This window comes from Blastococcus sp. SYSU DS1024 (genome assembly GCF_054050795.1).
This window is the reverse complement of record NZ_JBJHAA010000007.1, coordinates 168,975-190,125: the sequence shown is the minus strand read 5'-3', so window position 1 is coordinate 190,125 and position 21,151 is coordinate 168,975. Positions and strand designations below refer to the sequence as shown.

22 protein-coding genes are annotated in these 21,151 nt (G+C 75.1%); 14 read left to right on the top strand and 8 right to left on the bottom strand.

What is annotated here, in order from left to right:
• Positions 1–121: 121 nt before the first annotated feature.
• Positions 122–613, bottom strand: a complete 492-nt coding sequence (locus ACI79S_RS09160) for a PH domain-containing protein (protein ID WP_456593138.1) — start codon at positions 611–613, stop codon at positions 122–124.
• Between the two features lie 52 nt (positions 614–665).
• On the opposite strand from ACI79S_RS09160, the gene ACI79S_RS09155 reads away from it, so the two are divergent.
• On the top strand, positions 666–1,715 hold the full coding sequence (locus ACI79S_RS09155) for an MBL fold metallo-hydrolase (protein ID WP_456593137.1): 1,050 nt from the start codon (positions 666–668) through the stop codon (positions 1,713–1,715).
• Positions 1,716–1,880: 165 nt separating this feature from the next.
• A complete protein-coding gene (locus ACI79S_RS09150) occupies positions 1,881–2,999 on the top strand; it encodes a uroporphyrinogen-III synthase (RefSeq protein WP_456593136.1) in 1,119 nt (372 codons plus the stop codon).
• Between the two features lie 15 nt (positions 3,000–3,014).
• On the opposite strand, the gene ACI79S_RS09145 is transcribed toward ACI79S_RS09150, so the two are convergent.
• A complete protein-coding gene (locus ACI79S_RS09145) occupies positions 3,015–3,590 on the bottom strand; it encodes a GNAT family N-acetyltransferase (protein ID WP_456593135.1) in 576 nt (191 codons plus the stop codon).
• Positions 3,591–3,809: 219 nt separating this feature from the next.
• Here ACI79S_RS09145 and ACI79S_RS09140 point away from each other — a divergent pair, with 219 nt between their 5' ends.
• The 3 genes from ACI79S_RS09140 (at position 3,810) to ACI79S_RS09130 (ending at position 6,440) form a co-directional block, all read left to right on the top strand.
• The gene (locus tag ACI79S_RS09140; RefSeq protein ID WP_456593134.1) at positions 3,810–5,246 is read left to right on the top strand and encodes an MFS transporter; all 1,437 of its coding nucleotides are present in this window, start codon (positions 3,810–3,812) and stop codon (positions 5,244–5,246) included.
• Positions 5,247–5,373: 127 nt separating this feature from the next.
• Complete coding sequence (locus ACI79S_RS09135) at positions 5,374–6,165, top strand: hypothetical protein (RefSeq protein WP_456593133.1); 792 nt, start codon at positions 5,374–5,376, stop codon at positions 6,163–6,165.
• Positions 6,166–6,260: 95 nt separating this feature from the next.
• Positions 6,261–6,440, top strand: coding sequence for a hypothetical protein (locus ACI79S_RS09130; protein ID WP_456593132.1), 180 nt, complete (start codon positions 6,261–6,263; stop codon positions 6,438–6,440).
• Here ACI79S_RS09130 and ACI79S_RS09125 read toward each other — a convergent pair.
• Entirely contained in the window at positions 6,437–7,063 is a 627-nt protein-coding gene (locus tag ACI79S_RS09125) for a class I SAM-dependent methyltransferase (RefSeq protein WP_456593131.1), read from the bottom strand. The two genes, ACI79S_RS09130 and ACI79S_RS09125, sit on opposite strands and share 4 nt — an antisense overlap.
• A complete protein-coding gene (locus ACI79S_RS09120; protein WP_456593130.1) occupies positions 7,060–8,007 on the bottom strand; it encodes an NAD(P)/FAD-dependent oxidoreductase in 948 nt (315 codons plus the stop codon). The genes ACI79S_RS09125 and ACI79S_RS09120 overlap by 4 nt, the downstream gene beginning before the upstream one ends.
• Positions 8,008–8,074: 67 nt before the next feature.
• On the opposite strand from ACI79S_RS09120, the gene ACI79S_RS09115 reads away from it, so the two are divergent.
• Together ACI79S_RS09115 and ACI79S_RS09110 are read left to right on the top strand one after the other, a co-directional pair.
• Positions 8,075–8,677 (top strand): helix-turn-helix domain-containing protein, encoded by a 603-nt coding sequence (locus tag ACI79S_RS09115; protein WP_456593129.1) that lies wholly within the window; start codon positions 8,075–8,077, stop codon positions 8,675–8,677.
• 44 nt (positions 8,678–8,721) lie between these two features.
• Entirely contained in the window at positions 8,722–9,009 is a 288-nt protein-coding gene (locus tag ACI79S_RS09110; RefSeq protein ID WP_456593128.1) for a DUF2000 family protein, read from the top strand.
• A 62-nt stretch (positions 9,010–9,071) separates the two neighbouring features.
• Here ACI79S_RS09110 and ACI79S_RS09105 read toward each other — a convergent pair whose 3' ends face one another.
• The 4 genes from ACI79S_RS09105 to ACI79S_RS09090 form a co-directional block, all read right to left on the bottom strand.
• On the bottom strand, positions 9,072–9,305 hold the full coding sequence (locus ACI79S_RS09105; protein ID WP_456593127.1) for a hypothetical protein: 234 nt from the start codon (positions 9,303–9,305) through the stop codon (positions 9,072–9,074).
• 266 nt (positions 9,306–9,571) lie between these two features.
• Positions 9,572–10,006 (bottom strand): Rieske (2Fe-2S) protein, encoded by a 435-nt coding sequence (locus ACI79S_RS09100; RefSeq protein ID WP_456593126.1) that lies wholly within the window; start codon positions 10,004–10,006, stop codon positions 9,572–9,574.
• Complete coding sequence (nirB, locus tag ACI79S_RS09095) at positions 10,003–12,531, bottom strand: nitrite reductase large subunit NirB (protein ID WP_456593125.1); 2,529 nt, start codon at positions 12,529–12,531, stop codon at positions 10,003–10,005. The genes ACI79S_RS09100 and nirB overlap by 4 nt, the downstream gene beginning before the upstream one ends.
• A gap of 1 nt (position 12,532) precedes the next feature.
• Positions 12,533–15,121, bottom strand: a complete 2,589-nt coding sequence (locus ACI79S_RS09090; protein ID WP_456593124.1) for a molybdopterin oxidoreductase family protein — start codon at positions 15,119–15,121, stop codon at positions 12,533–12,535.
• Between the two features lie 148 nt (positions 15,122–15,269).
• Between ACI79S_RS09090 and ACI79S_RS09085 the strand changes: the two genes are divergently transcribed.
• From ACI79S_RS09085 to ACI79S_RS09055, 7 genes are all read left to right on the top strand, one after another.
• Entirely contained in the window at positions 15,270–16,064 is a 795-nt protein-coding gene (locus ACI79S_RS09085; protein WP_456593123.1) for a TetR/AcrR family transcriptional regulator, read from the top strand.
• 138 nt (positions 16,065–16,202) lie between these two features.
• Positions 16,203–16,994, top strand: coding sequence for a DUF2382 domain-containing protein (locus ACI79S_RS09080; protein WP_456593122.1), 792 nt, complete (start codon positions 16,203–16,205; stop codon positions 16,992–16,994).
• A gap of 115 nt (positions 16,995–17,109) precedes the next feature.
• Positions 17,110–17,736: a hypothetical protein gene (locus ACI79S_RS09075; RefSeq protein WP_456593121.1), complete on the top strand. Its 627-nt coding sequence runs from the start codon at positions 17,110–17,112 to the stop codon at positions 17,734–17,736.
• A 74-nt stretch (positions 17,737–17,810) separates the two neighbouring features.
• Positions 17,811–18,473: an N-acetyltransferase gene (locus tag ACI79S_RS09070; RefSeq protein WP_456593120.1), complete on the top strand. Its 663-nt coding sequence runs from the start codon at positions 17,811–17,813 to the stop codon at positions 18,471–18,473.
• Positions 18,474–18,524: 51 nt separating this feature from the next.
• Positions 18,525–19,424 (top strand): alpha/beta hydrolase fold domain-containing protein, encoded by a 900-nt coding sequence (locus tag ACI79S_RS09065; RefSeq protein ID WP_456593119.1) that lies wholly within the window; start codon positions 18,525–18,527, stop codon positions 19,422–19,424.
• A 118-nt stretch (positions 19,425–19,542) separates the two neighbouring features.
• Positions 19,543–19,938 carry a YciI family protein gene (locus tag ACI79S_RS09060; RefSeq protein WP_456593118.1) on the top strand — a complete coding sequence of 132 codons (396 nt, stop codon included), beginning with the start codon at positions 19,543–19,545 and terminating at the stop codon, positions 19,936–19,938.
• A gap of 5 nt (positions 19,939–19,943) precedes the next feature.
• A complete protein-coding gene (locus ACI79S_RS09055) occupies positions 19,944–21,149 on the top strand; it encodes an RNA polymerase sigma factor (protein ID WP_456593117.1) in 1,206 nt (401 codons plus the stop codon).
• Positions 21,150–21,151: the final 2 nt, after the last annotated feature.

Sequence of the window (21,151 nt, the reverse complement as noted above, 5' to 3'; positions counted from 1 at the left end):
CCTGGACCGGCGTCATCTGGCGCTGCTGGCAAGAACACAGCGCATACGACCCAGCCCGCCACGGCGCCCACAACCGATACCTCACTCAGGGCGCCGCGGCAGCGGCTTGACACAGGGCTACTCAGTCGTCGTAGAGGAGGGGTGGCCGGACCGGGTCCTGCGCCCGGGCCGCGGCGTGCAGCGCGCGCAGCCCCTCGACGGCGCGGACGGCCTGCTCCCCGTCGGCGGCCTGCAGCGCGAGGAGGGAGATCTCGTCGCCGTTCTCCAGGAGCAGCGCTCCCCACGCCGACTTCCGGTCGAACCGGACCGCACGCACCGCCGTCCACGGCAGCTCGTGGTGGACGACGAGGTTGCGGACGCGCACGCCTGCGGCATCGGCGTCGACGCGCGACCGCCCCAGGGACACGATCCCCGCACCGAGGACGAGGCCCAGGCCGGCGATCGCCACCTGGTCGACCAGGCCGTAGTCCACCACCGTGTTCTCGGTCGAGGGCAGGCCCAGCGCGACCAGCAGGGCCACCAGGACCACCACCCCGGCGGCGACGGTCAGCAGGAGCCGCAGCCGGCGAGGGACGACCGCGACGGCGGGCAGGGGATCCGGGGAACCGCTCACCGCCCCATGGTGTCAGCCCGGGCGCTGGCGACGGCTGGCAGAGTGCGACGTCGTGGAGATCACCGGCACCGCCCAGCGCGCGGCGTGGGACGACCGCGCCATGCCCCCGGTCGAGCGGCTGCGCGGCGACCTGTGGTCGGTCCCGGTCCCGATCCCGCACAACCCGCTGCGCTACGTGAACGTCTACGTCTGCGCCCTCGACGGGGGCGGACTGGGCCTCGTCGACACCGGGTGGGAGAGCGAGGCCGGCTGGTCGGCCCTGACGGAGGGGCTCGCCTCCCTCGGTGGCTCGGTCGGGGACGTGCGGGGCGTGCTCGTCACCCACCTGCACTTCGACCACCTCGGGCTCGCCGCCCGCGTCCGGCAGGCCAGCGGCGCCTGGATCGCCATGCACCCCGCCGACGCCGACGCGGTCCGCCGGCTGACCGCCACCGACGCGCAGGCCGCCGTCGACGACGAGGTCGAGTTCCTCGTGCGTCTGGGCGCTCCGCGCGACGAGGCGGTCGGGGACGTCGGGGGTGCGGAGAACCTGTCCGGCTTCTCCCGCATGGCCGTGCCCGACCGGCTCCTGGAGGACGGCGACCGCGCCGCCTTCCCCGGCTGGTCGCTGCGCGCGGTCCACACCCCGGGCCACACCCCCGGCCACCTGTGCTTCGCCGACGAGCGCACCGGGCTGCTCTTCTCCGGGGACCACGTCCTGCCGCGCATCAGCCCGAACATCTCCAGCACCCGAGGGGGTTCCCCGGACCCGCTGCGGGACTACCTGGGCTCGCTGGCCGCCGTGCGGGACCTCGAGCCGTCCGAGGTGCTGCCCGGTCACGAGTGGCGGTTCCGCGGCCTGGCCGACCGCGCCGACGCGCTCACCGACCACCACGAGCGACGGCTGACCGAGCTGCTCACCGCGATCGCCGAGCACCCCGGGTCCACCCCCTGGGACCTGGCCGCCCACCTGACCTGGTCCCGGCCGTGGGACCAGTACGCGCGACGCATGCGGATCTTCGCGGTGACCGAGACCGACGCCCACCTGCGGCTGCTGGCCAGCCGGGGGCTGGTCGTCGGGGACGGCGGTGCGGTGCCGACGTGGACCCTGCGCCCACGCTGACCGAGGCGGCCCCCTACGCCGCCGACGGCACGCGCGCCCGGACCGACGTGGTGGTCGACGGCGGACGGTGACCCGGCTCACGTCCGGCCGGGTGCGCCGGGTCGCGACACACATCGGTAACGCCGGACGGCGACCATGGAGGCCGACCGCACGCGAGGGGGACACGTGACCGACACCGTCCGGGAACAGCCGACCGAGCTGCCGCTGGCCGGCTACACCGTCGCGGTGACCGCCGCCCGCCGCAAGGAGGAGCTGGGGGCGCTGCTGGACCGCCGCGGCGCCCGCGTCGTCTACGCCCCGGCGATCCGGATCGTCCCGCTCTCCGACGACACCGAGCTGGTGGCGGCGACGCGCCGGGTGCTGGCGGCCCCGGTGGACCTGGTGATCGCCACCACCGGGGTCGGCTTCCGCGGCTGGCTCGAGGCCGCCGAGGCCTGGGACCTGCCCCTGGTCGCGCACCTGTCGGGCTCGCGCGTGCTGGCCCGCGGCCCCAAGGCGCGGGGAGCCATCCGCGGCGGCGGCCTGGTCGACGCCTGGTCGCCGGAGTCGGAGTCGTCCGCCGAGGTGCTCGAACACCTGCTGTCCGGGGCCGAGGGGCCGCTGGCCGGGCGGCGGATCGCCGTCCAGCTGCACGGGGATCCGCTGCCCGACCTCGTCGCCGCCCTGCGGGAGAGCGGCGCGGACGTGCTCACCGTCCCGGTGTACCGCTGGGTGCCGCCCGAGGACGTCACCCCGGTCCGCCGTCTGGTGGCCGGCATCGGCGCCGGGGCCGTCGACGCCGTCACGTTCACCAGCGCGCCGGCGGCGGCGAGCCTGCTGCAGGTGGCCGACGAGACCGGCCACCGGGAGGCGCTGGTGGCGGCCTTCAACGACCGCGTGCAGGCGGTCGCCGTCGGCCCCGTCACCGCCGCACCGCTGGACGCGGCCGGGATCCCGTCCTTCCAGCCCGCCCGTGCACGTCTGGGCGCGCTGGCCCGCGAAGTGGTGGCCCGGCTCCCCGAGCGGGACCCCGTGCTGCAGGTCGGGCCGCACACCCTGCAGGTCCGCGGCCACGCCGCCGTCGTCGACGGGCAGCTGGTCGAGCTGCCGCCGGGGCCCCTGGCGGTGCTCCGCGAGCTGACCCGCCGGCCGGGCCACGTCCTCCCCCGGGCCGACCTGGTCGCCGCGCTCCCCGGTGGCGGGGACGGGCACGCGGTCGAGATGGCGGTGACCCGGCTGCGGGCGGCGCTCGGCGCGCCGCTGGTGGAGACGGTCGTCAAGCGCGGCTACCGCCTCCGGGCGTGAGACGGCGGCGCCCGCTCAGCGCAGGTCCAAGCGCATCAGCACGCGCGGGAAGCCGTTGAGGACGGAGCCGGTGTCGGCGGCCTTCTCGAACCCGGCGCGCTCGAACAGCGCCCGCGTGCCCACGTAGGCCATGGTGAGGTCGACCCGCTGCCCGTCGTTGTCCACCGGGTACCCCTCGACGGCCGGCGCGCCGTGGGCGCGGGCGAACTCGACGGCGCCCGCGACCAGGGAGTGGGCGATGCCCTTCCTCCGGTGACCGGGGCGCACCCGCACGCACCACAGCGACCAGACGTCGAGGTCGTCGACGTGCGGGATCCGCCGGTTGCGGGCGAAGCTCGTGTCGGAGCGCGGGTGGACCGCCGCCCAGCCCACCACCTCGTCGCCGTCGTAGGCGAGCACCCCCGGTGGCGGGTGCTCCCGCACCAGCTGCCGCACCCGCTCGCCGCGCGCGGGCCCGACCAGCTCGCGGTTCTCCTTCGACGTCGGGAGCCGGTAGCTCAGGCACCAGCACACGTTCGCGTCCGGCCGCTTCGGGCCGACCATCGTCGCCACGTCGGCGAAGCGGACGGCCGGCCGCACCTCGATCGCCATGCGGCGATGGTGACACGGCTCACCGACGAATCCGGCCGGCCGCACGCCCGCCGGGCCAGCACCCCCGTGCGCCGCGTGCTCACACCGCGCGATCCGCGCGGTGAGGGGGTCGTTCCCGAGAGGTCACACGAGCGCGGCGGCGCGGAAACGGCCGGTTCCTAGCGTCGGGCGCCACGAGGAGCCGCCCGTCGGGCGGCCGGGGACCCGAGGGATGCACCGATGACCACCACCCCCACCGCCCACCCCACCGGCGAGGCGGCCGCGCCGGCCTCCGCCCCTCCCGCCACGGTTCGGCGCGGCTCCCGCTGGATCGACGACTACGACCCGGAGGACCCGCGCTTCTGGGCCTCGCCGCAGGGCCGCCCGGTGGCCCGGCGCAACCTGGCGTGGTCGGTGCTCGCCGAGAACATCGGTTTCAGCGTCTGGCAGATGTTCAGCGTCGCCACCGCGGTGCTGGCGTCGATCGGCTACGGGTTCACCAGCGACCAGCTGTTCTGGCTCGTCGCCACGGCCGGCCTCGTCGGCGCCATCATGCGGGTGCCCTACACCTTCATGCCGGCGCTGGTCGGCGGCCGGAACTGGACCGTGGTCAGCGCCGCCCTGCTCCTCGTCCCCGTCACCCTGCTCACGATCGCCGCGACCACCGACCAGCCGTACTGGTTCTGGGTGCTCACGGCCGTCACGTGCGGGTTCGGCGGGGGGAACTTCGCCTCGTCGATGGCGAACATCTCCTTCTTCTACCCGGACAAGGAGAAGGGCTTCGCGCTCGGGCTCAACGCCGCCGGCGGCAACATCGGCGTCGCGATCATCCAGCTCGTGGGGCCGCTGGCGGTCACCCTCGGCGCCCTCGCCGTCGTGGGCGGCAGCACCGGGACGACCGACGGCGGCGAGGCCCGGTACGTGCAGAACGTCGCGCTGATCTGGGTGCCCTTCATCCTGCTGGCGGTCGCCGGCGCGTGGTTCGGCATGAACAACCTGTCCGGCGCGAAGGCGAACATCGCCGACCAGGCGGCGATCGCACGTCGCACGCAGACCTGGGTGATGTCGTTCCTGTACATCGGCGCGTTCGGCTCGTTCATCGGCTTCTCAGGCGCCTTCCCCCTGGTGCTGGCCAACGAGTTCGCCGCCGACACCTACCGCTACGCCTTCCTCGGCCCGCTCGTCGGCTCGCTGTCGCGGCCGTTCGGCGGCTGGCTCGCCGACCGGGTGGGCGGGGCGCGGATCACCGTCGTCACCTTCGTCGGGCAGGCGGTGGCCATCGGCGCGGCGATCGCGTTCCTGCGCGCCGGGAGCTTCAGCGGCTTCCTCGCGAGCTTCCTCGTGCTCTTCGCCGTCGTGGGCATGACCAACGGCTCGACCTACCGGATGATCCCGATCATCTACCGGGCCGAGGCGGCCGCCGGGCACCCCGGCGACAGCACGGCGGAGGTCCTCTACCGCGCCCGGCGGGACACCGCCGCCGCGGTCGGCATCATCTCGGCGGTGGGCGCGCTGGGCGCCGTCTTCATCCCCCGGGTGGTGTCGGAGTCCTACGGCGCCACCGGCGGCGTCGAGACGGCCCTGCTCAGCTTCTGCGGCTTCTACGTCGTGTGCGTCGCGGTGACCTGGTTCGTCTACCTCCGGCGCGGCACGCTGATGCAGCGCGCCGGCGTCTGAGGAACGACCCCGCGCACCGCCGCGCCCGCCCCCTGGGGCCGGCGCCGGCGGTGCGCCGTGGCCCCAGCGGGTGAGCCCGTCCCGTCCCGGGGTGCAGCAGCACCGCCGCAGCGACGAAGATCGCCGGGTGACCGCAGCCGAGGAGACCAGCACCGGGCGCGCCCTCGTCGAGGCCGGGAGCCCCGTCGCCGGCTCGATGAGCCGGGCGGCCGCGACGGTGGTCTTCGAGCCCGCGGCGGCGCGGGTGCGGGTGCCCGAGCGGTTCGCAGCGGTGCTGCGCACGGCCGCGGAGGACGCCGCCGGCATCCCCGGAGCGCGGGAACGGGTGCGGGCCGGTGCCGCCCTGGCGTTCGCGGTGGAGCACGCGGTGACCGTCCACCGCGCCGGCCGGGCGATGCGGACCGACGACTTCTTCACCGCCCGCCCGGGCAACCGCCCGGTCGCCGACGAGCTGGCCGAGGCCGTCCTGCTCGCCGCCCGCTCGTCCACCGACGAGCGCCGGGTGCGCCACCTCGGCTACCTGCTGGCCGAGGTCGCCGTCTCCCCCGACATCGACGGCGAGCTCGTCGGCCGGGCGCTGCGGCTGATCGCGACGCTGGACTGGCGGCAGCTCGCGCTGCTGGCCGCCGTGGGCCGGCGGGACCGGGTGCCGCTGCCCATGACGCCGCTCGACGACGAGCCCCGGGGGTGGACGGCGTGGGGCGCGCGGGAGGACGTCGCCGACCTGCAGCGCGCCGGCCTCCTCGACCCGCCGCCGGCCCGACCGCGTCCCGGCGGTGCGGCGCTGCCCCGGCTGCGGATGGCCGATCTGCGGCTGACCCGCCGCGGCGTGCTGGTGCACCGGCTGCTCGTGCTGGAGGTGCTGCGCGAGGACGCCGTGACCGCCGCCCTGGCGGAGCTGGGCCTGCCCCGCAGCTGACGCCCGGCACATCGTTTCCGATTCGTTACCGGACACGCGGTCCTTTCCGCACCCCTGACGCGTCTACCGGGCAGGGGAACGGAAGGGAGGCCTCGATGCACGGCAGGTACGAGCAGCGACCGGAGAGCGCCGCGCTGATCGCCGCGCGCCAGCTGGCCGAGGAGGCGCGCCACCGCCGGGTCGGACGCGACCTGCGCCGGCGGCGGCAGCCGGCGCGGGTCACGTCGGCCGCGGCACCGGGCGGACGGGCGCCGACGCTCCCGGGGGCGCCCTAGCCTCGCCGTCGCGCGACGAGCACCGTGTCCGGAACCGGGTTCCCGGTCCGCCGGACGGCCTCCGCGTCCCGCTCGCGGACCGCGGTGACGACGCCGCGCCACTCCCCCGGTTCGAGCACCGCCGCGACGTCCTCGGCGGTGTGGAGCACGCCGGGGTCGTGCGCGTGGGTGTGCCCGTGGCCCCGCTCCTCACCGTGGAGGTGGCCGACGACCAGCAGGGTGCCGCCCGGCGCGACGGCGGCCGCGAGGCGCCGGAACACGCCCTCCCGATCGGTCCAGCGCGCGTGCAGGTAGTGCGCGGTGACCAGGTCGAACCGCCGCTCCGGCGGCGCCCAGACGTCCAGGTCGGCGTGCACCCACTCGACCCGGTCGGCCAGCCCCCGCGCCCGGGCCGCCGCGGCGCCGCGCTCCAGCGCGACGGGTGAGAAGTCGACCGCCGTCACCCGCCAGCCGCGCTCGGCCAGCCAGAGGGCGTCACCCCCTTCGCCGGACCCGGCGTCCAGCGCGGTCCCGGGCTGCAGGCCGCTCGCCTCGACGACGAGCTGCCGGTTGGCGCGACCGCTCCACACCGCCGGAGCCGAGCGGTACAGCTCGTCGTACGACGCGCGGTCGGTGGCGCTCACGCCGCCACGCTCCGCCGCCGGGCCACCGCGTCCCGGGTGTCCTCCTGGACCAGGTCGGCGTTGATCATCGCCCCGGCGCGGAGCCCCTGGGCCGCGGCGACGACCACCTGGGCGCTCACGTCACCGGTGTTGCCGGCGACCCAGACGCCGGGCACGTCGGTGCGGCCGGTGGGGTCGGCGGGCAGGTGGGTGCCCAGCACCGCCCCGTGCATCTCCACCGGCACCGGCGCCGCCCCGAGGTCGGCGAGCAGCTCGGCGTTGGCGACCATCCGGGTGGCGACGACGACGGCGTCCCGCTCGACCAGCTCGCCGGAGGCCAGCCGGACGGCGGCGGCGCGCTCCAGCCCGGCCACCTCGCCGCGGACGATGCGCACCCCGCGCGCCTCCAGCTGCTCCCGCTCCTCCTCGGTCGGCTCCGAGCCGGTGTGCACGAAGAGGACCACGTCGTCGGTCCACTGCCGCCAGAGCCCCGCGGCGTAGGCGCCCATCGGGCCGGTGCTCACGATGCCGACGGCCCGGTCGCGCACCTCCCAGCCGTGGCAGTACGGGCAGTGCAGCACCGTGCTCCCCCACCGCTCCTCGACGCCCGGGACAGCGGGCAGCTCGTCGGTGAGGCCGGTGGCCAGCAGCAGCCGGCGGGCGCCCACCGACCGGCCGTCCTCGAGGGCGACCCGGAAACCGCCGTCCTCGCGCCGCACCGCCACGACCCGGCCGGTCACCACGGTGCCGCCGTAGCCCTCGACCTCGCCGCGTCCGATCGCGTACAGCTCCGCCGGGGGCGTGCCCTCCCGGCCGAGGTAGTTGTGCACGTGCCCGGCGGGGGCGTTGCGGGGCTCGCCCGCGTCCACCACCAGCACGCTGCGCCGGGCGCGGGCCAGCGTGAGCGCTCCGCTCAGGCCTGCCGCGCCGCCTCCGATGACCACCACGTCGTATCGCTCGTCCATGGCGGCAACTGTCGGCCGGACCTCCCGCGCTGGCAATGAAGCTTGCGGGAATGGCAAACTCGGCGTCGTGTCCGACGACGACGTCCTGCAGAACGTGGGTCCACGGCTGCGCGCGCTGCGCACCGAGCGCGGCGCGACGCTGACCGACGTCGCGGAGACGACCGGCATCTCGGTGAGCACGCTGTCGCGGCTGGAGTCCGGTGGGCGCCGCCCGACGCTCGAGCTCCTCCTGCCGCTCGCGCGCACCTACGGCGTCGCCCTCGACGACCTGGTCGACGCGCAGGCGCCGGCGGACCCACGGGTGCACGGGCACCCGATCAGGCGGGACGACGGCATGACCATGGTGCCGCTGACCCGCCAGTCCGGTGGCCTCCAGGCGTACAAGATGCTGCTCCCCGCCCGGTGGCGGGTGAGCGACACCGACCAGAAGACCCACGAGGGCTACGAGTGGCTCTACGTGCTCTCCGGCCGGATCCGCCTCCTCCTCGGTGCCCGGGACTTCGTCCTGGGCCCGGGCGAGGTGGTCGAGTTCGACACCCGGGTGCCGCACACGTTCTCCAACCCGTTCCCCGAGCCGGCCGAGGGGCTGGTCCTCTTCGGCCCGCAGGGCGAGCGGATGCACGTCCGCGCCCGCCCAGCGCCGTCGGGCGCTCAGGCCGACCGGGCGTAGGCGGTCGGTGTCGTCGCGAACAACCGGCGGAAGTGCCGCGTGAGGTGCGCCTGGTCGTAGACGGGACCGGGTACCTCGCCACGTTCCGCCAGCCCGTGGTCGTGCTGACCGGGTCGGCCGACGTGCTGGCGAAGACCGGCACCCGGGCGCTGCAGCGCGGCCTGCCGACCTCGGTGTTCACCGCGGACCTGTTCGCCACCGGCGGCGACGCCGAGAACCGGGCGGCGGTGCGTGCGGCCCCCGGCGCCGCGCTGGACCTGGTGGGGTTGGCCCTGCACGGCCCGGAGAACGCCGTCGACGAGGTGGTGAAGGGCGCCCGCACGCACCCCTGAGAGGGACCCTCCCGCCGCTCGCACGCCCGAGGCGGGCCCCCGGGAGGGGCCCGCCCCAGCGGTCAACCTGCTGCGGGCAGCCCGGTGTTGTTGCTGGCACCCGACTTGTCGACCGCGCCGGCGTTGAAGTAGCTCCCGTCGAAGTGCACGTTGTCAGCACCGGGCATGATCGTGACGGCGGGGCGGACGCCGACCCCCGTCACGGTGATGCCGTGGCCGTGGATCTCGACGGCGGGCTGGTTGAGCCACCGGGACTCCCCGAGGTGGAAGCCGCGGGTGTTCTCGGTGAACTCCAACGCGCCGATGGTCGAGGCGGTGATGTAGTCAGTTACTCAAAAGAGGGAACCATGCGCTCTGCGTGAGGGTGCGACGCCTGTGACGAGAGTGGTGGTCGGGGCGTTCGAATGGTGTCCAGCGCTGAAATGCAGGGTGGCATCTTGTGTATCGACGACGTTCGCCCGCCGTCCGTAGGCCGCCAACCCGTTCCCCGAGCCCGCGGAGTCCCGGTCCTCTCGGGCCCGCAGGGCGAGCGCATGCACGTCAGCGCCCGCCCCGCGGCCCGCTAGACCTCGACGACGAGGACGCCGTCCTCCTCCCGCACGGGGTAGACGCGGATCGGCGCAGCGCCCGACGTCGAGGCGCCGTCGGACCACCGGTAGGCGTAGAGGTGCAGGGGGCAGACGAGCACGTCGACGTCGGTCTGCCCGTCGGCGAGCGGTCCGCCGGCGTGCGGGCAGGCCGCCTGCGTGGCGTGCAGCGAGCCGTCGCGGAGCCGGAACACCGCCACCTGCACGCCACCGGCGACGAACGCCCGGCCTTCGCCGAAGGGGATGTCGGCCACCCGCCCCACGACGTGCTCGCGTCCGCGCACCGGTGCGGCCGGCCCCGGCGTGCTGACGCCCGTCGCGGGGCTGCCGGTCTCCGTGCCGGGGGTGGTCGGCCGGGCCGGCTCCCGGGTGTGGTCGAGCCGGGTGGCGGCGGGGCTGCCGAGGCTCATCGGACCGGCACCTTCGGCAGCGGGATCAGCGGGAGCGACGGGCGGAACTGGCCGGGTGTGGCCGGTTCCCTGCCGTCCTGCCCCCAGGGATCGGAGTAGGCGTCGACCGACTTCTGCATGTTCGCGTCGAGGTCGGCGACGATCCCCTCGCTGTCCTCGAGGAGCACGGCCCTGATCTTCTCCAGCCCGATCCTCGGCACGAAGTCGTAGGTCCGCTCCAGCCAGTTGGCGTTCTCCCGGTAGTACTGCATGAAGCGCCCGGCCAGGGTGATGACCTCCTCCGGCGAGCCGACCGTGGCCAGCAGGTCGCCCTTGCGGATGGTGGCCCCGGCGGCGCCGCCGACGTAGACCTCCCACTTCCCGTTGCCGATCGCCACGACGCCGACGTCCTTCACGTAGGCCTCGGCGCAGTTCCGCGGGCACCCGACGACGGCGAGCTTCATCTTCGCCGGGCTCTCGATGCCCTGGAAACGCGTCTCGAGGTCGATCCCCAGCTGGGTCGAGTCGCCGAGCCCGAACCGGCAGAAGTCGCTGCCGACGCAGGTCTTCACCGTGCGGAAGCTCTTGCCGTAGGCGTACCCCGACGGCATGCCGAGGTCGGCCCACATGGCCGGCAGGTCCTCCTTGCGGACGCCGAGCAGGTCGATCCGCTGGCCGCCGGTCACCTTCACCATCGGCACCTCGTACTTCTCGGCGACGTCGGCGATCTTCCGCAGCTGCGCCGGCGTGGTCACCCCGCCCTTCATCTGCGGGACCACGGAGAAGGTGCCGTCGCGCTGGATGTTGGCGTGCACCCGGTCGTTGATGAACTCGCCGTCCTTCTCCGGGACGAAGTCGTGCCCCCAGATCATCTTGAGCAGCGAGGTCAGCCCCATCTTCGACTTCGCGTCGTCCCTGCCGTCGGGCGCGAGGGTCGCGAACACCGCGGACACGCTGCGCAGGTCGTGCTCCCGGATGGCCCGCACCAGCTCGGGCTTGGGCATGGGGATGCCCGGCACGTACCAGGACGCCGCCGGGTCCTCGGCGAGGTCGCCGTCGGCGGCCCACTCGACGATCTGCTTCACCAACGACTTGCACGAGCCGCAGCCCTTGCCGGCCCGCGTCCTGTCCATGACCTCGCCGACGCTGCTGCAGCCACCGCTGACCGCGCCGCAGATGTCGCCCTTGGTGACGCCGTTGCAGTTGCACACCTGGCTGTCGTGCGGCATGTCGGCGACGCCCACCTCCTCCGCCCCGTCGGAGAGGTCGACCAGCAGCCGGATCCGCTCCTCCGGCAGCGGGGCGCCCCGGTCGAAGGCCTGGGTGAGGAAGGCGACCTTGCGGGTGTCACCCAGCAGCGTCGCGCCGACCAGCTTGTCGTCGCGGATCACCACCGACAGGTGCACGCCCCGCCTGGGCTCGGAGATGACCAGGAACTCGTCGTCGTCCCGCTCCGGGGTGCTGATCCCCATCACGGCGACGTCGACGCCGGCGACCTTGAGCTTCGTCGCCGTCCGGCTGCCGTGGTACTCGGCCGCCGGGTCGGTGCCGGTGAGGACGTCGGCCAGGACCTTGGCGTGCTCCCACGCGGGGGCGACCAGTCCGTAGAGCTCGCCGCGGTGCTGGGCGCACTCGCCGATGGCGTAGACGTCGGGGTCGTCGGTGCGCAGCTGGTCGTCGACGACGACGCCGCGCTCCACCTCCAGCCCGGAACGCAGCGCGATGTCGGTGTGCGGCCGCACGCCCGCGGCGACCACGAGCAGGTCGCAGTCCAGCCGCCGGCCGTCCTTCAGCAGCACCCCCTCCACGTGCCCGTTCCCGAGCACCTCGGTGGCCAGGACGTCGAGGTGCACGGTGATGCCGAGGGCCTCCACGCTCCTCTTGAGGATCGCGCCGGCCTCCGCATCGAGCTGGGCGTTCATCAGCCACGGCATGGCGTGCACCAGCTCGACCTGCAGGCCGTGGCCCTGCAGGGCGCGCGCGGCCTCCAGGCCCAGCAGCCCCCCGCCCATCACCACGGCGCGCCGGCAGCGGCCGGTGGCCTCGAGCATGGCCCGGGTCTCGTCGATCGTGCGGAAGCCGTACACGCCGGGCAGCAGGGCGCCGTCGCCGGTCCGCACCCCGGTCATCGGCGGGATGAAGGAGTAGCTGCCGGTGGCCAGCACCAGGTGGTCGTAGGGCGTGACGCTGCCGTCGGCGGCGTGCACCTGCTTGGCCGCGGTGTCGATCCGCTCGACCCGGACGCCGGCGCGCAGGTCGATGCCGTTGTCGGCGTACCAGTCGTGGGAGTTGAGGACGATGTCGTCCTCGTGCGACTCCCCGGCCAGCACCGGGGAGAGCATGATCCGGTTGTAGTTGCCGTGCGGCTCGTCGCCGAAGACGGTGATGCGGAACTGCTCGCCGCCGCCGCGCTCGAGCACCTCCTCGACGAAGCGGGCACCGGCCATGCCGTTGCCCACCACGACCAGCCGGCCGCGGGGATCGGGGTCGTCGTCCAGGTGCAGCGTCGTGGCGGCGGCGAGGCGCGCGCCCAGGATCGTCGTCATCTCAGACCTCCACCAGTCCGAGGTCGACCACGATCTCGCCGGTGACGCCCTCGGGGGCCGCCGCGTGGAGCTCCACGACGCAGCCGCCCACCAGGTCCTCGACGACGCGCAGCGGCACGTGGGTGTCGGCCTTCGCCCCGATCGGGAACCAGCGCATCGGCTCGCCGTCGCGCACCAGGAGCACGTAGACCAGCTCGGCCGTGGAGTTCCCGCCGCGGAAGTACAGGGCCTGAGCACTGCGACCGGGGGGCACGGTGTAGCGCAGCGCCGGGTCGACGGGGCCGGGCTTGGCCAGCCCCTCGCCGGTGATCGGGAAGACGCCTTGCAGGAAGCGGGGGGTGCTCTTCACGGGGGTTCTCCTGGTCGTCGAGGAGCGGGACGGCGGGTGCGGAACGGGCGCGGTGGCGGGCCGGTGGCCGGCCGGCCGTGGCTGGGTGGCCGCGGGTGGGGGCGGGATGTGCTCCTCGGGGCCGGCGACGCGGGCGACGGCGACGGCGCAGACCTTGAAGGGCGGCATCTTCGACGTCGGGTCGAGCGCGTCGGCGTCGGTGAGCGCGTTCGCGCCGGCCCAGTGGAACGGCACGAAGACGACGTCCGCCCGGATGGTGTCGGTGACCTGCGCGTGGAACCGGGCGCGGCCGCGGCGGGTGGTCAGCTCCACGACGTCGTCCTGCGCGATGCCGAGCCGGCGGGCGAGGTCGGGGTGGAGCTCCGCCCGCGGGGTCGGCGCGACCAGCTGGAGGCTGCGCGTCCGGCGGGTCTGAGTGCCCGACTGGTACTGCGCGAGCACCCGGCCGGTGGTGAGCACGTAGGGGTGGTCGGCGTCGGGTGGCTCGTGGGCGTCGGCGTGCTCGACCCGGAGGAACCGGGCCCGGCCGTCGGGGGTGGCGAACCGCTCGGTGAACAGCCGCGGCGTGCCGGGGTGCTCCGGTGAGGGGCAGGGCCAGAAGACGCCGCGCTCCTCGTCGATGCGCCGGTAGCTGATGCCCGCGTAGTCGGCCACTCCCCCGGCACTGGCCCGGCGCAGCTCCTCGAACACCGTCTCCGGGTCGCCGCTGAACTTCTCGCCGGCCCCCAGGCGGCCGGCCAGCTCGGCGAGCAGCTGGAGGTCGTCGCGGACGCCGTCGGGCGGGTCGAGCGCCCGGCGACGCCGGATCACCCGGCCCTCGACGTTCGTCATCGTCCCGGCCTCCTCCGCCCACATGGCGCTGGGCAGGACGACGTCGGCCAGCTCCGCGGTCTCGGAGAGGAAGAAGTCGCTGACGGCGAGGAAGTCCAGGTCGCCCAGCCGGCTGATGACCCGGCGGGCGTCGGGCGCGCTGACCGCGACGTTGCTGGCCAGCACCAGCAGGGTGCGCACACCGCCGTCGGTGCCGAGCGCGTCGAGCAGCTCGAACGCCGACCTCCCCGGCTGCGGGAGGTCGTCGGGGTCGACGCCCCAGATAGCGGCGACGTGCGCGCGGGCGGCGGGATCGGCGAGCGACCGGTAGCCGGGCAGCTGGTCGGCCTTCTGCCCGTGCTCGCGGCCGCCCTGCCCGTTGCCCTGGCCGGTGATGGTGCCCCAGCCGCTGCCCCGCCGGCCCGGCAGGCCGAGGGCGAGGGCGAGGTTGATCCACGCCTGGGCGGTGTCGGTGCCGTTGCGGTGCTGCTCGGCGCCGCGCGCGGTGAGGATCATCGCCTTCTCCGCGCGGGCCAGGGCGAAGACGGTGCGCCGCTGGTCGGGAACCGGCACACCGGTGAGCCGCTCGACCCGGTCGGGCCAGTACGCACCGACGCCGGCCCGCACCTCCTCGAACCCGGTGGTGCGCGCGGCGACGTACTCCTCGTCGACCAGCCCCTCGGCGATCGCGATGTGCAGCAGCCCGTTGGCCAGCGCCAGGTCGGTGCCGGGCAGGGGCTGCAGGTGCAGCGCTGCGTTCCGGGCGGTGGCCGTCCGCCGGGGGTCGACGACGACGTGCTGCGCGCCCCGCTCGCGGCCGGCATCGAACCACTGCATGGCCGGCGGCATGGTGTCGGCCGGGTTGCTGCCCACGAGGACGACGACGTCGGCCTCGGCGATGTCCGACAGCGGGAAGGGCAGCCCGCGGTCGAGGCCGAAGGCGCGGTTGGCCGCGCCCGCCGCCGAGGACATGCAGAACCGGCCGTTGTAGTCGATCGCGCTGGTGCGCAGCGCGATCCGGGCGAACTTGCCGAACTGGTAGGCCTGCTCGTTGGTCAGCGATCCCCCGCCGAAGCAGCCGACCGCGTCGCGCCCGTGCTCGGCCTGGGTGCGCTCGATCGCGGCGACCACCCGGTCCAGCGCCTCGTCCCAGGTCGTCTCCACCAGCGGGCTGGTGCGGTCGCCGGGCACCGCGCGGACCAACGGGCGGGTGAGCCGCTCGGGGTGGTCGAGCAGCTCCGTCGAGGACCACCCCTTCGAGCAGAGGCCACCGCGGTTGGTCGGGAAGTCCAGCGGGACGAGTGTGGCCGGGCGGTCGCCGGCGGTGACGGCCATCCCGCACTGCAGGGAGCAGTAGGGGCAGTGCGTGTTCGTCGTACGGGAGGTGCGCATCCCCTCGATCGAGGCGGCGGGAGACACGGAGGCGGACACGGCGACCAGCCTCGGGTGCGGTCGTTTCCCTTCGTGGGCCTCGGCGTCAACGCTGGGTTCCGTCGGCCTCACACCGGGGTGCCCGGCCCTGTGCGGTCGTCCACCCAGCATGATCACCGGCAGATCTCGCCGACCGAGGGAGAGACCGATGACCGAGCCGGACCCGGCCGCCGACCCCGACAGCCCCGAAGGCCGTGGTGGAGCAGCCGCGGCGGTGCCGGCCGCTGCGCCCGGTGCCGGCCGGACCGGCCTCGACCGGCGCCGCATCCTCGGCGCGGCCATCGAGTTCATCGACGCCAACGGGCTCGCGGCGCTGACCATGCGCCGGCTCGGGGCCCACCTCGGCGTGGAGGCCATGGCGCTCTACCGCTACGTGCCCGGCCGCGAGCAGCTGCTCGACGGGGTCGTGGAGTCGGTCGTGGACGAGCTCTACGGCGACCCGGACGTGCACCTGAGCGCGTCCCACGGCTGGCAGGACTACCTGCAGCGGCTGGCGCACGGCGTCCGGCGGATCGCCCTGGCCCACCCGGAGGTCTTCCCCCTCGTCGCCACCCGTCCCCCCGCGGCCCCGTGGGTCCGGCCACCGCTGCGCAGCCTCCGCTGGGTCGAGTCCTTCCTCGACGCCCTGATCGACAGCGGCTTCACCGAGGCGGCCGCGGTCGCGGCGTACCGGGCGTACTCCAGCTTCCTGCTCGGTCACCTGCTGCTCGAGGTGTCCCAGAAGGGCGTGAAGATCAGCCCGGAGGACCAGCCCGAGGGGGTGCCCGACGCCGCGGCGAGCACGGATCTGGACGCCTACCCGACCGTCGTCCGCCTCGAGCCCCTGCTGTCGCTGGACGAGTCGGCCGCCGAGTTCGAGGAGGCGCTGGAGAACCTGCTCGGTCGGCTCGAGGTCGTGCTGACCGAGTCGCGGACCCCGCGGCGCGGGGACCACCGGCGCTGACCGCGAGCTCCGGGAGAACGCGCCCGGGGCGGTTGTTTACGGCGTAAATGCGCGGGCACCGATGTCCTGGCCCGTCCGCGGGAACGCGCCGTCACGAGCCACCGCTTCCCCGATCCTCTCTCTCCAGGAGCCATGCGCATGATCACCGAGCACCAGCTGACCGACGTCATCGGCAGCACCGCCGTCGGCCCCGACGGCGCGCTGGGCACCGTCGGCGAGGTCTACCTCGACGACGAGACCGGCCGCCCCGAATGGGCCACCGTCCGCACCGGGATGTTCGGCACCAAGGAGACCTTCGTGCCCCTGGCCGACGCCGACATCTCGGGCGAGGAGCTGCGCGTGCCCTACGCCAAGGACAAGGTGAAGAACGCCCCGAACATCGACGCCGACGGCCACCTGTCGCCCGCGGAGGAGAGCGAGCTCTACCGCTACTACGGCCTGACCTCCGGCGAGACCGACACCACCCGCACCGACAGCACCCGCACCGACACGACCCGCACCGACACTGCGCGCGGGGCCGTCGGTCACGACACCTCCGGGCCCACGACCGACGACGCGATGACCCGCTCGGAGGAGCAGCTGCACGTCGGCACCCAGCGGGTGGAGTCCGGCCGCGCCCGGCTGCGCAAGTACGTCGTCACGGAGAACGTCTCGCAGACCGTGCCGGTGTCGCACGAGGAGATCCGCATCGAGCGCGAGCCGATCACCGACGCCAACGTCGGCAACGCGCTCGACGGCCCGACCATCTCCGAGGAGGAGCACGAGGTCGTGCTGCACGGCGAGCGCCCGGTCGTGGAGAAGGAGGCCGTGCCGGTCGAGCGCGTGCGACTGGACACCCAGACCGTCACCGAGCAGGAGACGGTGACCGAGGAGGTCCGCAAGGAGCAGGTGGAGCTGGACGTCGACGGCACCGACGGCACCCGCCGCTGACCTCGGCCTCGCAGCCCGGCGGCGTCGGCGCGGCCCCGAGCCCGTCGTCGCCGCCGGACCCCGCACCACCGGCCGGCGACCCCGCCCGCCGTCCCCTCCTCGAGGAGTTCCCCGCATGTCCACCCCAGCTTCCGCGCACGGCGACGACACCGGCACCGGTCCCGAGGGGGCGCACTCCACCCGGGGCGCCGGCCGGGACGCCGTCGACGCGCAGCACTCCCGCTACGGCGGCATCAAGTGGGGCGCCGCCTTCTTCGGCTGGCTCTCGGCCAACGGGCTGGCCGTGCTGCTGGTCGCCCTGATCAGCGCGGCCGGTGTCGCCGTCGGCCTCACCGAGGGCGTCCCGACGGTCGACGAGGCCACCGAGCAGGCCGCCACGATCGGCATCGTCGGCGGCATCGTGCTGCTGGTCGTGCTCTTCCTCGCCTACCTGGCCGGCGGCTACGTCGCCGGCCGGATGGCGCGCTTCGACGGAGCGCGCCAGGGCATCGCCGTGTGGATCATCGGCCTGCTCGTCGTCCTGGCGCTGGCGGTGGCCGGCCTGGTGTTCGGCTCGGAGTACAACGTGCTCCAGCAGCTGAACCTGCCGCGCATCCCGATCGACGAGGGCACCGCCACGACCGGCGGCATCATCGCCCTGGTCGCGGTCCTGGTGCTGACGCTGGTCGGCGCGATCCTCGGCGGCAAGCTCGGCGAGCGCTACCACCGCAAGGTCGACCGCGCCGGCTTCGACGCCTTCTGAGCCGGCACCCCGGCGTCGGGGGTCGTCCCACCCGGGGCGATCCCCGACGTCGCCGGGCGTGGTGGGATCAGGAGGTGACCCCTCCAGGCCCGATCGTCCGGCGGATCGACGACCCCGACGAGCCCGGGCCCGACGTCCGGGTGGCCGAGCAGCGCGACGTCCCGGCGATCGCCGCGACCCTCACCGTCGCCCTGGCCGACTCCCGCTGGACCCGCTGGGCACTGCCCGACGACGGCCGCATGCAGCGGCTCACCCGGCTGCACGAGCTCGACGCCGCACACCGCGGCGTCGCCACCGGCACCGCCTGGGTGACCGAGGACCGTGACGCCGTCGCCGTCTGGGAACCACCGGCCGGGGCGCCCGGCACCCGCCCGCTCCCCGACGACGTCCGGGCCGCCCTGGCGCGGGAGCTGCCCCACCTCGGCGCCCACCGTGCGCGGGTGGTCGCCGAGACCGAGGCGCTGGTGACCGCCGCACTGCCGGACCGCCCGCACTGGCGGCTGCGGCACCTCGGAGTCCGCCCCTCGTCCCGCCGGCGCGGCCTGGCCGCCGCCGTGCTCGCGCCGGTGCTGGTGCGCTGCGACGCCGAGAGGACGCCCGCCGCCGCCGCCGTGTTCGGGTGGGCGAACGTGCGGTTCTTCCGCGGCTTCGGCTTCCAGGTGGCGGAGACGACCCGCACCACCGACGACGAGCTGCCGCTCTGGGTGCTGGTGCGCGAGCCCCTCTCGCTGAGCTGACGCCGGCCGGGCCCCGACCGCGCCCCCTGATCTGCCGAACCCGGAGGTTCCGTGCCCAGCCCCGCCGGCCGCCTGCTGCCCCCGTTGCTCCGCCTGCTCCGCTTCCGGCGGGAGTTCGAGCGCCCGGAGGTCATGCTGCGGGGCGTGCAGGACCGCCTGCTGCGCCCGGTGCCGTACGGGCCACCCCGCGGGCTCGGCCCGGTGGAGGTCGTGGTGGACGTCCACCACGCGACCGGCTGGCCGGTCTACCACGTCCTCCCCCGCGACCGGACGCCGGACCGCGCCGCCGTCTACGTGCACGGAGGTGCCTGGGTGAACCAGATCCACCCGTTGCACTGGCGCCTGGTCGCCCGGCTCGCCGCCCGCAGCGGCACCGCGATCACCGTGCCCGTCTACCCGCTGGCGCCCGTGGGCACGGCGGCGACGGTGGTGCCTCCCGTGGCGGACCTCGTCGGCGGGCTGGTCGACCGGCACGGCGCCGGGCGGGTCACCGCGATGGGTGATTCGGCCGGCGGTCAGATCGCGCTGTCCGCCGCGCTGCTGCTCCGCGACCGGGGCGTGCCACCGCTGCACCGGACGGTGCTCGTCTCGCCCGCGGTGGACCTGACCCTGGCCAACCCGGAGATCGACCTCATGGAGCCGCAGGACCCCTGGCTGGCCCGGCCCGGCACCCGGGCGGCGATCGAGCTCTGGCGGGGCGACCTGCCGCTGACCGATCCGCTGGTCAGCCCGCTGTTCGGGGAGCTGGCCGGGCTCGGCCCGCTGACCGTCTTCAGCGGCACCCGGGACATCACCAGCCCCGACACCCGGTTGCTGGTCGACCGCGCCCGCACGGCCGGCGTGCCGGTCGACCACCACGAGGAGGCGGGCCTGGTCCACGTGCACCCGCTGCTGCCGGTGCCCGAGGGGCGGCGGGCCCGGCGGGTGATGGCGGCCGTCCTCGCCGGCTGACGCAGCACCCCGTCGGGCCGGGCAGCCGGTCCGCTCCGGAGGTGCTGGCGCCGCCCGTGGCCGTGCTGGGAAAGTCGCGCGGGGGTGTCGATCCGTCGGCACCTCGTTCGTACAGGGGGTGAGCGACCGGCACGAGGCCGGCGCCGCACCCCAGGAGGCAGCCATGGCGCAGTACCTGCTGAACATCGTCCAGCCGGTCGGCGAGGTCCCCCCGCCGGAGAACCTCGAGCCGGTGATGAAGGAGCTCGCCGCGCTCAACGAGGAGATGCAGGCGGCGGGCGTGTGGGTCTTCGCCGCCGCGCTCCACCAGCCGGAGGCCTCGACCGTCGTCCGGGCCGAGGGCGGCGACCTGCTCGTCACCGACGGCCCCTACGCCGAGGCCAAGGAGTTCGTCGGCGGGTTCGACCTGATCGAGGTCGGGGACCTGGACGAGGCCCTGGTCTGGGCCGGCAAGCTCGCCCGCGTCCTCGGCGGCCTGCCGGTCGAGGTCCGGCTCGTCGCCCAGGCCTTCTGACGCCCGTGCCCGACGCCGCCGCCGAGGTCGAGCGGATCTTCCGCGAGCACCACGGCCGGGCGGTCGCCGCCCTGATCCGCCTCCTCGGTGACGTCGACGCCGCCGAGGAGGCGGTCCAGGACGCCTTCCTCACCGCCCTCGCGCGGTGGCCGGCCGACGGGGTGCCGCCCAGCCCGGCCGGCTGGATCGTCACGACCGCGCGCAACCGGGCGATCGACCGCTGGCGGCGCGAGTCCGTGCGGACCGACCGGCACGCGCAGGCCGCGCTGCTCGGCGGCGCCCCCGAGCCGGTCGAGGAGGGGCCCGTGCACGACGACCGGCTGCGGCTCGTCTTCACCTGCTGCCATCCCGCGCTGGCCGCGCCCGCCCGGGTGGCGCTCACCCTGCGGCTGCTCGGCGGCCTCACCACCGCCGAGATCGCGGCGGCGTTCCTCGTGCCCGAGGCGACGATGGCCCAGCGCCTGGTGCGGGCCAAGGCGAAGATCCGCACGGCGGGCATCCCGTACCGGGTGCCGCACGAGGCGGAGCTGCCCGACCGGCTGCCGGCCGTGCTCGCCGTCGTCTACCTGGTCTTCGGCGAGGGCCACACCGCGACCTCCGGGGACCGGCTGGCGCGGGCCGACCTGTGCGACGAGGCGATCCGGCTGGGTCGGCTGCTCGCCGAGCTCACGCCCGACGAGCCGGAGGTGCTGGGGCTGCTGGCGCTGATGCTGTTCACCGAGGCCCGCCGCCCGGCGCGGACCTCCGCGGGCGGCGACCTCGTGCTGCTCGCCGACCAGGACCGGTCGCGGTGGGACCGTGCGCTGATCGCCGAGGGGCCAGGAGCTGGTGCGGCGATGCCTGCGGCGGGGCCGGCCGGGACCCTACCAGCTGCAGGCGGCGATCGCCGCGGTGCACGCCGACGCGGCGACGGCCGCCGGAACGGACTGGCGGCAGGTGGTCGCGCTCTACGACCAGCTGCTGGCCGTCACCCGCAGCCCGGTCGTGGCGCTCAACCGCGCCGTCGCCGTCGCCGAGCTGGAGGGCCCCGCCGCCGGGCTGGCGCTGGTGGAAGGGCTGGAGCTGCCGCACGAGCACCTGCTGCCCGCCGTCCGCGCCGACCTGCTGCGCCGCGCCGGACGCCCGGCCGAGGCGGTCGCGGCGTACGACGAGGCGATCGCGCGGTGCGGGAACGAGCGCGAGCGGGCGTTCCTCCGGCGGCGCCGCGATGAGT